Genomic DNA, 13189 nt, shown 5'->3' with positions numbered 1-13189 from the left:
GCTTTGAAAATTAATCATGTTATAACTTCCATAGATATTTCAACGGGAGGACCAGCGCGAAGCGTAACCCATTTAATTTCGGAAATGTTATCTCTGGAAAGTAATATAAAAATTGATTTAGAGACCCTAAAAAGTCCTGAACCAATTTTAAATAGCTTTAACACTCCTAATGGAAACGTTTATTTTCATGACTTCGAAAAACTAGGCCTTTCTAAAAGCCTAAAAAACAGTCTGAAAAAATCGGACGCTCATTTATTACACGGTCATGGATTATGGCAAATGCCAGTGCACCAAATGGCTAAAATGGCAAGAGAACGACATATACCATACATTATCACACCTAGAGGCATGCTAGAGCCTTGGTCTTTAACACAAAGTCCGCTAAAAAAGAAATTGGCTTTAAGTTTGTTTCAAAAAAAGGATTTAAATCATGCCGCTTGCATACACGCTACTGCACCAATGGAAGTAAAAAGCATTCGTGATTTAGGATTTACAAATCCTGTAGCTATGATACCTAATGGCATTGATTTAAAAGCTTTTTCAGATACCATTCCTAATAAATCTAAAACTCCTAAACGTATTTTATTTTTATCACGAATTCATAAAAAAAAGGGCATTGAAAATTTAATTGAAGCTTGGAAACAATTAAATCTTGAAGTAAAGCAAAATTGGGTGATTGATATTTACGGAAATGGAGATGCGGCTTATATTGAACAACTAGAAACGCTTATAAAAAAATCTAATCTAGAAAACCAAATACAAATTAAAGCACCTGTATTTGGCGTAAATAAATTAAACGTATTTAGACAAGCCAGTTTGTTTGTACTCCCAACTTATAGTGAAAATTTTGGTATTGTAGTTGCTGAAGCTTTAGCCTGCTATACACCTGTAATAACCACAAAAGGTGCGCCTTGGGAAACCTTAGAAACTTACAACTGCGGAAATTGGATTGATATTGGTGTTAAACCTCTTGTTGAATCTTTAAACCAGATGTTAGTAAAATCTCCCGAAGCCTTATTGGAATTAGGAATAAATGGAAGAAAACTAGTTGAAGATCAATTTAGTATGAATGCGGTAGGTAAGCAAATGCTAGAACTCTATAATTGGATTTTAAATGATTGTGATAAACCTAAATATGTAGATGTTGTATGAATAAAGTAGATCTATCAGAATACAAAAACAACTTTAGTCGTAAAAATCAAATCGCTCGATTATTATGGTCTGTAGTTTGGTTGCTTTTTGCTCGCCCTCTACCAAGACGTTTAGGTAACGGGTGGAAATTATTTTTACTAAGACTTTTTGGAGGAAAAGTACACGCCAAAGCTGTAGTCTATTCATCTGTTAGAATATATATGCCTTGGAACTTAGAAATGCATGAATACTCGTGTTTAGCTCCAGAAGTAGATTGCTATAATGTTGATAAAATTACCATAGGTGCACATGCTACCGTATCACAAAAAACATATTTATGTGCTGCATCTCACGATATTAACAAAAAAGATTACCCTTTAATTACCGCACCAATTACTGTAAAAGACCAAGCATGGATTGGCGCTGCTGTTTTTATTGGTATGGGCGTAACTATAGGTGAAGGAGCCGTTGTAGGAGCAACAGCATCTGTATTTAAAGACGTAGAACCGTGGACTATTGTTGGTGGAAACCCAGCTAAATTTATAAAAAAAAGAAACATTGACTAATATGAGTAAATTACCGATTACCGTTGTTGTATCCGTAAAAAATGAAGAACTGAATTTACCCCATTGTTTGGAGAAATTAAGTTCGTTTTCAGAAGTTATTGTTATTGACTCTCAAAGTACAGACAAAACGCCAGCTATAGTGAAGCAATTTGGTTTTAAGATTGTAGATTTTAATTGGGATGGAAAATTCCCTAAAAAGCGAAATTGGACTTTAAGGAATGTTGACCTAGAAAATGATTGGATTTTATTTTTGGATGCCGATGAATTTTTAACCGATGCGTTTATCAAAGAAATAGGCGAAAAAACTAAAGACTCGAACTTTAAAGGGTTTTGGCTGAACTACAACAACTACTTTATGGGTAAGGAGTTGAAGCATGGCGATAAAATGAAAAAACTGGCTTTGTTCAAAAAAGATTCGGGAGAATATGAGCAAATTCAGGAAGATTCATGGAGCCATTTAGATATGGAAGTGCACGAACACCCCATTATTGATGGTGAAATTGGTAAAATTGGAAGCCCAATTATACACAAAGACTACAAAGGTTTAGAGCATTATATAGCACGCCATAACGCCTACTCTACTTGGGAAGCTAAGCGTTACTTGTTTTTATTAAAAACAGGATTTAATGATTTAACAAAAAGACAAAAAATTAAGTATCAATTTATTAATAGCGGCTTATTACCTATGATATATTTTATGGGTTCTTTCGTTTTAAAACTCGGGTTTCTTGATGGACTTGCGGGCTATCGCTTGGCAAAATATAAAGCGAATTACTTTTTTCAAATACAAACTAAAATTGCAGAATTAAAACATACAAAATGAAAAAAATTTTAATTACCGGAGGTGCTGGTTTCGTAGGGTCTCATTTATGTGAACGTTTACTAAACGAAGGAAACGATATTATATGCTTAGATAATTATTTTACAGGATCTAAACAAAACGTGGTACATCTATTAGATAACCCATACTTTGAATTAGTTCGTCATGATATTACGCACCCTTACTTTGCAGAGGTTGATGAAATCTATAATTTAGCATGTCCTGCTTCTCCTGTACATTACCAATACAACCCAATAAAAACAATAAAAACATCGGTACTTGGCGCTGTAAACATGTTAGGTTTAGCCAAACGTGTTAATGCTAAAATACTACAAGCAAGTACAAGTGAAGTTTATGGTGACCCAAAAGTACACCCACAAAAAGAAGATTACTGGGGAAATGTTAACCCGATTGGAATAAGGTCTTGTTACGACGAAGGAAAACGTTGCGCAGAAACTTTATTTATGGATTATCATATACAAAATGAAGTCGCTATAAAAATTATTAGAATTTTTAATACTTACGGTCCTAATATGAACCCAAGTGATGGCCGTGTAGTTTCTAACTTTATTATGCAAGCTTTACGAGGCGAAGACATTACCATTTTTGGCGATGGTTTACAAACACGCTCATTTCAGTATGTAGATGATTTAGTAGAAGGTATGATTAGAATGATGAACTCGGAACCAGAATTTCTAGGTCCAGTAAATCTTGGAAACCCAAATGAGTTCACTATGTTAGAGTTAGCAGAAACTGTGATAAAATTAACAGGTTCTAGTTCTAAATTAATATTTATGCCGTTGCCTAAAGATGATCCAAAGCAACGCCAACCAGATATTAGCTTAGCTAAAGATAAACTAAATGGATGGCAACCTAATATTCAATTAGAAACAGGCTTAATAAAAACCATCGACTATTTTAAAACCAAACTGTAAATAGTTTATAAACTATGAAAGTATCAATAATAACCGCCACTTATAATAGTGAAGCTACGATAGCGAGTTGCATGCGTTCTGTAATGGAACAGACGTATGCTTCTATTGAATATGTGATTATCGATGGTAACTCTAGCGATGGCACTTTGGATGTTGTAAAACAATTACAGGCAGAATTCCCGAATATCGAAGTAAGCATACTCTCGGAACCAGATAAAGGCATTTACGACGCCTTAAACAAAGGTGTTAAACGTGCTACAGGTGATGTTATTGGTTTTGTACATTCCGATGATATGTTGGCACAAACCACAACAATAGAACATCTTGTAAACACCTTTAAAACCGAAAAAACCGACGGTGTCTATGGGGATTTACAATACGTGAACAAAATTGACCCAACCAAGGTGATTCGCCATTGGGAAAGCTGTGCCTTTGATAAAAAACTATTGAAAAAAGGTTGGATGCCGGCACACCCAACCTTGTTTTTAACCCGTGAGGTCTATAACAAACACGTCGGCTTTAATTTAACCTATAAAATTGCTGCGGACTACGATTTTATTTTACGCGTTTTTAAAGACGACGCTTTACGTTTTGCTTACTTACCTGAAGTGATTACAAAAATGAGAGCTGGTGGCGCTAGTAACCGTAGTTTAAAAAACATCATTATAAAATCTAAGGAAGATTATAAAGCCATTACTTCCAACAATGTCGGTTCGTTTGGTACGATTATACAAAAAAACGTTTCTAAACTGAATCAGTTTTATAAAAAGGGTTAATTCATTTTCCAAACCTACTAACCAAAACATAAACATATGCAAGATCCCCTCTCAAGCTTAATATTTCTTTCCTTTATAAGTGCCATATTTTCATTTGGACTGGTGAGCTATATTATTCCAAAAATTATTTTTATGGTCAATTTCCATAATTTAAACGAAGTGCCAGGTGAACGCAGTTCGCATACTAGAGCAACACCAACCATGGGTGGCCTCGCTTTTTTTGTAACTTTGGTACTCAACTTATTCTTGTTTAAACCTTTAGATACAGAATATATTGGATTGAATTTAGCAGCTGCATTCACTATTATATTTATTGTAGGCTTAAAGGATGATTTAGCCGTGTCTACCCCAAGAGCACGTGTTATTATAGAAATTTTTGCGATTTGTATTGTTTTTTTACATTCCGATTTCCATACGGCATCACTCGCTGGTTTTATGGGTATACATGAGGTGCCTTCAATAGTTCTTGATGTGTTTCACGTTATTATCGCACTCACCATTATTAACGCTTACAATTTAATTGATGGTGTCGATGGTTTAGCGTCCACTTTAGGCATATCCATTTTCTCCATGTTCGCCCTTATTTTTTTAACCATGGGTTTAAACTATTACTTCTTAATTTGTTTGAGTTTAATTTTCACCTTACTGGCTTTTATGCGTTATAACTTTTCGCATGAGAAAAAAATATTTATGGGAGATACAGGCTCTTTAGTTATTGGTTTTTGCATAGCCATATTAGCTTTAAAGTTTTTAACCATAGACACTAGCTTGTTTAAACGCTTTACCTTTGCACCGCAAAACAAATTGTTAATTGTTGCAGCCATTTTGGCCGTTCCTTTATTTGATATGATGCGTGTTATTGGTGTACGCCTCTTAAAAAAACAAAGCCCGTTTACGGCCGACAGAAACCACATTCATCACATATTATCGGACTTAGGATTAGAACATTACAAAATAGCGATACTATTAGGCTTATTAAATTACACCTTAGCGATTATTCTTATTTTTTTCGCTTCAATTTTTAACTCTTTTCAAATGATGTTTATCTTGCCGATAATTTTCATTTTACTATTGGGGATTTTCCATAAACTGAAATTGCTTTCTTTAAAAAAAATAAATAACTAATGAACCTCTCAACCATGAAAAAACTCAACCAAGGGTTAATCATAACTGTTATCACTTTACTACTTTTTAACAGTTGTGCCTCATCAAAAGACATACAGTATTTTCAAAATGTTGAAGATGGTGTTTTAAAAGATTCTACATCTGCATTTGGAGCCAAAATACAAAGCGGAGATCTTTTAACGATAAATGTATCGACCATTAATGCCGAAGCCGCTTTGCCATTTAACCTTTATGAAACACCAATGCTACAGGGTGCTGCGGCTAGTGCAAAACCAATTCCTCATTTAGTTGATGATGATGGAGTTATTAATTTCCCGGTGTTAGGAAAACTTAAAGTTGCAGGACTCACAACTAAACAACTGACTAAAAAATTAGAAGTTGACTTGGTAGAATATATAACGAACCCTACTATAAACATTCGCTTTGATAACTTTAGAGTATCCGTTTTAGGTGAGGTAGCCAAACCAGGATCTTACCAGGTGCTTAATGAGCGTATTTCTGTTATAGAAGCTATAGGTTTAGCAGGAGATCTTACTATTTATGGCCAAAGAGATAACGTATTATTAGTACGCATCGAAAATGGCGAAAAAACATTTACAACCTTGGATTTAACTAATAAGGATATCTTCAACTCACCTTACTACAATTTAAAGCAAAACGATATTATTTACATCTCACCAAATAAAACAAGAGTAAACTCATCTGCAGTTGGGCCGAACACAGGCGTTATTATTTCTTCAGCCTCTTTACTTATAACTGTTTTAGCTTTAATCTTAAAATAACATAAATATGTCTAACAAAGAGAAATTTCAAGATTATATGCTTACTGAAGACGAAAGTATTAATATTCGTCAGCAAATTGAAAAATATGTATTTCATTGGAAATGGTTTGCATTAGGCTTATTTCTTGCCATGATGGGAGCCTATTTATATTTACGTTACACACCAAACTCTTATGAGGTTTCGGCAACAATTTTAATTGACGATGAAGCTAATGGAGGTCTAAATAATGAATTAGCAGCTTTTGAAGAATTAGGTATTGGAAACAGTAAAAAGAATATAGAAAATGAAATGGGAATTTTAAAGTCTAGAAGTTTAATGACCCGTGTTGTTAAAAAACTAGACCTAAATATTTCTTACTTTAAAGAGGGAAGTGTTAGAGACACCGAAATCTACAAAGATGAACTTCCTTTTAAAACAACTTTTTTTGTAAAAGACTCCAGTTTTTTTGAACGCAATACATCATTCATAATAAAAATTATATCTGACACAAACTTTGAATTATCACACTCAAAAAAAGAAAAAGGAACATCTTATGCTTATGGCAAAAATGTAAAAACCGCTTATGGAGACATTATTATTACCCCTGTAAACATAACATCTGAAGATTATAATGCTGTTTATATTGTTAAAACTGCACCTTTAAAATCGGTTGCTAAAAATTACAGAAATAGTATTAACGTAAGTTTATTATACAAAAAAGCAAGTATTTTAGAATTAAAACTAAAAAGCCCTGTAAAGCTAAAAGCGGAACGTATTTTAAACGAGCTAATACGTGAGTATAATAAAGACGCTATAGAATACAAAAGTTTAATTGGTAATAATACCGATGCCTTTATAAACGAAAGGTTAGAACTTATTGAAGACGATCTTAAAAAGGTTGATAAAACAGCAGAGCATTTTAAAACGGCTAATAAACTAACCGATATCTCATTGGAAACGGGTATTGTGCTAGAAACAAACTCGGTTGTTGAAAAAGAAATTATAGACCTAAGTACCCAATTGAAACTCGTGGATTATGTAATTGCCCACATGCAATCGGGATCGAAAAACTTAATACCAGAAAATTTAGGTATTAATTCTAGTGATGTAACTTCTAGTAGCACCCAATACAACACCATACTTTTAGAACGTAATAGAATAGCACAAAGTTCTGGTAAAAACAACCCCGTGCTTTTAAATTTAGATGCGCAACTATCGCAGTTAAGCGGCAGTATTGCTCAGGGATTATCTAATTTAAAACGTAGCTTAACTATTTCTTTAGGACAAGCCAAATCTCAAGAACGCTCTATTGACAGCAAAATAACCTCGGCACCAAGAAAAGAACGCGAGTTTAGAGACATACAGCGCCAGCAGCAAATTATAGAAACCCTCTATTTGTTTTTATTAGAAAAGCGAGAAGAAAATGCGATTTCTCTTGCGGTAACAGTACCGAATGCCAAACTTATTGATGCGGCGGACGGCAGTGATATACCGGTTGGTCCAAAACGAAAAATGATTTATGCTATTGCGCTAATGTTAGGCCTTCTTATTCCTTTTGTTTTTATTTACGTCCTATTTTTATTAGACAATAAAGTACACAACCAAGAAGATTTAGAAGCGTTACTAAAAACACCTATTATCGGGAATATCCCAAAGACTTTAGAAGGCAATAAAATCTTAACCAAATCGGATCGCGGTAATGTAGCTGAAGCTTTTAGAATGTTAAGAACCAACATGAACTTTATGCTTGGTAATTTAAAAGAGCAATCTAAAGCAATTTATGTCACCTCGACTGTTCCTGGTGAAGGAAAAACTTTTGTTGCGATTAATTTGGCAACGGTATTGGCCATGTCTAATAAAAAAGTACTACTTATTGGTGCGGATGTGCGTAAACCTAAGGTCGCTGAATATCTAGATATGACGGAAGCAACCAATGGCTTAACCGTGTTTTTAGCAGACAATAGTATACAAATAAATCAAATTATTGAAACCGCTAAAAACGGTGATTTTGATGTGATACAATCTGGAATGGTACCACCAAATCCATCGGAATTATTAATAAACGGACGATTTGATGAGGTATTAAATTACGGAAAAGAACATTACGACTATGTGATTGTAGATACCGCACCGGTAAACATGGTGACTGACACCTTACAAATTGCATCGAGAGCCGATTTATTTATCTATTTGGTACGCGCGAATTATTTAGATAGCCGACTTTTAGAAATTCCTAAAAAATTATACAACGAGAAAAGAATACCAAATATGACGGTTGTAATAAATGGAACTGATGTGAAGAAAGGTTACGGATATGGTAACGGATATGGTTATGGATACGGACATGAAGAAGAGAAAAAATCTTGGTTTAAAAGGTTAACCAACCGAAGCTAGAAAAGTATACGGTTCTATTTAGAACCAGCACACTGATATCATTCTAATAAAAAAACCGATGAAGCTAGACTTCATCGGTTTTTCTTTTTATAAACTATTGAATAAACTTCTATATGATGCTCTATACCCCTAAGGCTTCATTAAACACTTGATACATTGCTAACGCTTTAGTGCGAAATAGCCTCGCAATTGTTTATTTCTATTACTTTCATCCCTATAATGGGCTACAAACCAATAACTCCCATTAGGAAGTGCCGTACCTCGGTATGTTCCATTCCATCCATTTTGACTCGGTTTTATTTGTTTTAATAGCGCGCCATGGCGATTATAAATAAATACCACTGCTTCTGGATGCGTTTCTAAACATTTAATATTCCAAAACTCATGATAGCCATCGCCATTAGGCGTGAAGAATTTAGGATAAAAAATAAGATCTATCACCTCTCTAACTTCAGCAGCACAGCTATAAACATCACGAACCCCAACATCATGCTGATTACAACGGGAAACATTTTCGAAAACAGCCTCACTTTGCCAAACACCTTCATCCAATTGATATTCATAAAACCCACTACCTCCAGTAACATGCATTTCAATAGTTCGACTTTCGCTAAAACTATCAGGTAAAATTACAGTTTTGAGTGATAAAGCTTCTGTTGAATAAATATCAATACGTCTAGATACTGAATGCGCACACTGACCAACGTCAGGTGTAAAAGTATAAACGGTTGGCGTTTTATTATTTAATTCGGGCGACCATGAACCTACAATGCCTTCAATTGATGTTCCGGGTAATGGAGACAGCTGTTCACCTTCACATATACCTGCAGGAATATTAAAAGTAGGGATTAATACATTTACTATTACGGTTGTTGGCGCTGCACATTGACCGGGATGTGGATAAAATGTATATTCTGTAGTTTTTGTGTTATCGGGTTCTGGAGACCATGCTCCTATAATTCCTTCGAGCGAAGTACTTGGTAGTACAAGAGATTCGCCTTCACAAACATTGGGTATTGGATTAAAACGAGGTACTATACTATTCCCTGCAATAGTTACATTAATAAATTCTGTAAAAGTCTCTCCGCACAAATCGGTAATACTAACAGTATATCTAGTATCAACTGTAGGTGACAACATTGGGTTAGCACTATTAGGATCACTTACACTAGCGCTAGGCTCCCAAGAATAGTTAATACCATTGTGAATACTAACATCTTTTAAAATAGACTCTCCTAAACAAATGGTTTCATCACTTACAATAAAATCTTCTATAAATGACACTCGATTTAGGCAAACTTCTTGGCGATTATGCTTTGCTCCTGTTGCTCCTACAAATCCAAAATATACAGCATTATCATTGTTAAAAATACCACTTTTAAAATCTTGTGTTTTTGATAGTCTAAGTTGGCAATCAAAATACACATTTAAGGTCTTAGTTGTAGCAATCCACTCTACCTTAACGTCATGCAGAAGGTCATCCTCAATATTTACGCCACCATCAACCAACGGATTGACAGGGCCTGATAAATTTGTAGCAAGCGTATGGTATGAAGATCCATTTGACATCAGTGCTATATGATCGAAAGAAGGATCGTCTCTACTTGGATTATGGTGAGTATCGAATTCAATAATTAAAGAAGATGGAATTCCCTCGTAACCTAACCCTCCACCCGAACCTCCAATAACAATATCAGGTGTCAATTTAAAAACAAGCGCCATCCCATCAGCACCATCATTATCGTTTCCAAAGTAATTTTGGTAAGCAATGGTAAAATCATTTGAAAAATCGATAGGATAATCAAACCAAACGCCTCCAACTTGGCCATCTATATCTGGCGTAATTTGAAAACAATTATTACCTAAATCTGAAGCACTCTCAATAGTAGTCGCCTTTAACTGCGCCATAGCAAAATGACCACAACACATAACAAGGGCAAACAGAAAAACTTTTTTTATGGAGCTGCTTAAAAAAGCCATTCTAGAAGGTTTAATAACTAAGCGAAATATACAAGTTTTACAATAAAACCACTTATTTTTTCTTACAAAATCGGTGATTATTATCGTTAATTTAATATTAAAAGCTGTTGTATTTTAATTAATAACAAATTGATAAAAACACAGTCTAAAAACTCAAAATATCGCAACTAAAAAAGCCTTATTTAAAAAACGAGATATAGCCTGAGTTCACTTAGCATCAATTCACTAAAAACTAAGGCACTATTAACAAAATAGCAAAAGCCATCTTTTATTCCGCATAGGTTATTTAAGTAAACTTAATACCCTAAATCCAGCAATTCTTTTTCGCTATAAACACCACCTGATTTTGGTTTTACATCTCGCAATGCTTTTATTTGCTCAACGTCTATTCCTTTTGATCCTTCGGAAAAGGTACTATGTAAATAGCTAATAATATTTTTAATATCACGATCGGTAAACGCAGGGTTATTAGCAAGTCCGGGCATTGTTCCGTTTAATTCATACAATGTTCCATTAACATGTACAGGTCCTGCCAAACCATGCAACAATACCAATGCCAACCTTTTAGTTGAGCCTCTTACATATTCTGAATTTTCTAATGGCGGTGCTAAACCATCAACACCTTCACCATTAAACCCATGGCAAGTTGCACAGAAGTTTCTAAATATTTTATATCCAAACGTGTTAGACATCGTTGGCTTAACCTCCGTGTTTTTCGTTTTATTACTTTGCTTGTTTAAAATGGTTTTATCTAAAACAACACTTAAAACGTTTTCAGAAACCATACTTTTTTCTTTATCTAAAAATATTTTGTACGCTTCCTCTACACTTCTTAAACTACTTATAAGACTCTGCTGATAGATAATATTTTCGGCATATCGATTTGAAAGTTCAAAAAGAATTGGAAATAACTGCTCCGCTGAAACTTGTGCCCAACCGCCTAAAGTGCTTAAAATATACAAATCTAATTCAGCATCATCCCTTTTAACTAACCCCGCTATGAGCGGTAGTACGGAAACCAAATTACTTTCACTGGCATAATTTTCCAACAACACTAATGTATGATTTAGAACTTCCGTCTCACTTTCCGAAGATAAAAGCACTTCCAATGTTTTAAAATCAAGTTGCCCCAAACCGTTTAAAGTATGCAAAGCATGTATTTGAGCGATAGCATTTTGTGTATCTAAAACTACATGTTCCAAAAGCGAAACTGCCTTATTATCACCTTTAAAAACTAATAATTGTTGAGCCCTATCGCGTAACCAACCATTTTTACTGCCTAGTAAACCTACCAATTCTGAAGTTGATAATTTTTCAACATTAATAATATCCTTCGGTGAGTTTTCATTTTTTACCACACGTAATATACGCCCCATACCAACAATGGTATCTAAAGCTTTTTTGGCGTATTGATTTTTTAAATAAGCGGTTAAAAACACTTTATCCTGAAGAATACCACGATGCATATCCACGATATACATATTACCATCAGGACCATTATTCAAATTTACCGGACGAAAACCTTCATCTGTGGAGGCCAAAAATTCGGTTTCAGCAATGGCTTGTGTAGCGTTTACTATTTCATCTTCAAAAGTTAAAATATTTCGTTTTACCACATTGGCTTCGGGCGCACAAACAAAGGCATTTTCTCTATATTGAGCACCAAAATTATTACCTGTGTAAATTAAAGGACCGCATGCGGATGTGACATTAACCAATAAACTATCCTTATCTAAAACACCATTTACATAGCCTCGGTTAACCGAAGTGGGATGCAACGGATACACACGTTGATCTACTGTTAACCGCTTGTTTAAAGCTGCTCCACCTTTAAAATACGGATTTTTATCGGTAACATTTGGCAACACATAGTCTCCCATTAATTGCACCGAATTGGTATTATAGTACAACCTACCAAAATTATCTTTTGTGATACCCCACTGCCCCCTAAAAGCAGTTTGTTCTTTTTTCCATTTTCCGTTTTTTCGTTGGTATCTGTATTTAGATTTTGCATTATAAATCCAATTATCTAAATGCATCATTAAACCATTTGGCTGATGTTCTACATTACCACCATAGGCATATGCAGAATCGACTAAAACTCTATTAAGAGGCTTATCATCTTCAATATCCACAAACCAAAGATTTGGTGGTTCTGCATACAATAAACCACCATAAACATGAGAAATAGCGCGCGGTAATACCAAACTGTCTAAAAATATTTTGGAATGATCGGCAACCCCATCATGGTCTAAATCTTCCATTATAGAAATTACACCATTGGGCATTTCATCACCAATGCCTTTTAAATTTCGCATATACCCCTTCATCTCAACAACCCACATACGCCCTTGATTATCATAATCCATAGCCACTGGTGCTTCAATAAAAGGCTCTGAAACAGCGACTTCTAAATGAAACCCATCTTCTATTTGATAGGAATCTAGTGAGATTTCAGGTTCCTCATACGATACTTTTTTACAGCCAATAATAAAAATTAATAGAATGAGATTTAATACTAAAGTTTTACTTGAAGCGATTTGAGTTATAAAGGAACGCGTTTGAAATGCCATTAATTATTAGTTTTCAGGGAGTTTTAAAGTACATTTTTATGCCCTTTATGTTCTTTTGATAATCATAAAATTACAACAATTTTGAAAAGTAGAAAACTAGTAAAATCATAAAGGTTTCAGAAATTTC

General features: G+C 34.4%; 10 protein-coding genes. 8 read left to right on the top strand and 2 right to left on the bottom strand.

Annotation, left to right across the window (positions count from 1 at the left end; all coding sequences use genetic code 11):
- Positions 1-3 precede the first annotated feature (3 nt).
- The 8 genes from V6246_RS17645 (at position 4) to V6246_RS17610 (ending at position 8509) form a co-directional block, all read left to right on the top strand.
- Positions 4-1152, top strand: coding sequence for a glycosyltransferase (locus V6246_RS17645; RefSeq protein WP_341561766.1), 1149 nt, complete (start codon positions 4-6; stop codon positions 1150-1152).
- A complete protein-coding gene (locus V6246_RS17640; RefSeq protein ID WP_341561765.1) occupies positions 1149-1697 on the top strand; it encodes a putative colanic acid biosynthesis acetyltransferase in 549 nt (182 codons plus the stop codon). Before V6246_RS17645 ends, V6246_RS17640 begins: the two co-directional genes overlap by 4 nt.
- Before the next feature lies 1 nt (position 1698).
- Positions 1699-2520 (top strand): glycosyltransferase family 2 protein, encoded by an 822-nt coding sequence (locus V6246_RS17635; protein WP_074938500.1) that lies wholly within the window; start codon positions 1699-1701, stop codon positions 2518-2520.
- Positions 2517-3452 (top strand): UDP-glucuronic acid decarboxylase family protein, encoded by a 936-nt coding sequence (locus tag V6246_RS17630; RefSeq protein WP_074938497.1) that lies wholly within the window; start codon positions 2517-2519, stop codon positions 3450-3452. Before V6246_RS17635 ends, V6246_RS17630 begins: the two co-directional genes overlap by 4 nt.
- 14 nt (positions 3453-3466) lie before the next feature.
- On the top strand, positions 3467-4228 hold the full coding sequence (locus V6246_RS17625) for a glycosyltransferase family 2 protein (RefSeq protein ID WP_341561764.1): 762 nt from the start codon (positions 3467-3469) through the stop codon (positions 4226-4228).
- Positions 4229-4360: 132 nt separating this feature from the next.
- Entirely contained in the window at positions 4361-5353 is a 993-nt protein-coding gene (locus V6246_RS17620) for an MraY family glycosyltransferase (RefSeq protein ID WP_341561763.1), read from the top strand.
- 14 nt (positions 5354-5367) lie between these two features.
- The gene (locus V6246_RS17615) at positions 5368-6135 is read left to right on the top strand and encodes a polysaccharide biosynthesis/export family protein (protein WP_341561762.1); all 768 of its coding nucleotides are present in this window, start codon (positions 5368-5370) and stop codon (positions 6133-6135) included.
- Positions 6136-6142: 7 nt separating this feature from the next.
- Positions 6143-8509 (top strand): GumC family protein, encoded by a 2367-nt coding sequence (locus V6246_RS17610; RefSeq protein WP_341561761.1) that lies wholly within the window; start codon positions 6143-6145, stop codon positions 8507-8509.
- 159 nt (positions 8510-8668) lie between these two features.
- Here V6246_RS17610 and V6246_RS17605 read toward each other — a convergent pair whose 3' ends face one another.
- Positions 8669-10489, bottom strand: coding sequence for a lectin-like domain-containing protein (locus V6246_RS17605; protein WP_341561760.1), 1821 nt, complete (start codon positions 10487-10489; stop codon positions 8669-8671).
- A 296-nt stretch (positions 10490-10785) separates the two neighbouring features.
- The gene (locus tag V6246_RS17600) at positions 10786-13062 is read right to left on the bottom strand and encodes a DUF7133 domain-containing protein (protein ID WP_341561759.1); all 2277 of its coding nucleotides are present in this window, start codon (positions 13060-13062) and stop codon (positions 10786-10788) included.
- Positions 13063-13189: the final 127 nt, after the last annotated feature.

It is taken from the genome of Algibacter sp. TI.3.09 (assembly GCF_038154905.1).
Taxonomy (GTDB): Bacteria; Bacteroidota; Bacteroidia; order Flavobacteriales; family Flavobacteriaceae; genus Algibacter.
The sequence above is the reverse complement of the archived record's forward strand: the minus strand, read 5'-3'. Positions and strand labels throughout refer to the sequence as shown.

Coding starts and splice junctions, on each gene's coding strand:
- V6246_RS17605 (WP_341561760.1), bottom strand. CDS start 10,489: ATGGCTTTTTTAAGCAGCTCCATAAAAAAAGTTTTTCTGTTTGCCCTT.
- V6246_RS17610 (WP_341561761.1), top strand. CDS start 6,143: ATGTCTAACAAAGAGAAATTTCAAGATTATATGCTTACTGAAGACGAA.
- V6246_RS17630 (WP_074938497.1), top strand. CDS start 2,517: ATGAAAAAAATTTTAATTACCGGAGGTGCTGGTTTCGTAGGGTCTCAT.
- V6246_RS17615 (WP_341561762.1), top strand. CDS start 5,368: ATGAAAAAACTCAACCAAGGGTTAATCATAACTGTTATCACTTTACTA.
- V6246_RS17635 (WP_074938500.1), top strand. CDS start 1,699: ATGAGTAAATTACCGATTACCGTTGTTGTATCCGTAAAAAATGAAGAA.
- V6246_RS17620 (WP_341561763.1), top strand. CDS start 4,361: ATGGTCAATTTCCATAATTTAAACGAAGTGCCAGGTGAACGCAGTTCG.
- V6246_RS17640 (WP_341561765.1), top strand. CDS start 1,149: ATGAATAAAGTAGATCTATCAGAATACAAAAACAACTTTAGTCGTAAA.
- V6246_RS17625 (WP_341561764.1), top strand. CDS start 3,467: ATGAAAGTATCAATAATAACCGCCACTTATAATAGTGAAGCTACGATA.
- V6246_RS17600 (WP_341561759.1), bottom strand. CDS start 13,062: ATGGCATTTCAAACGCGTTCCTTTATAACTCAAATCGCTTCAAGTAAA.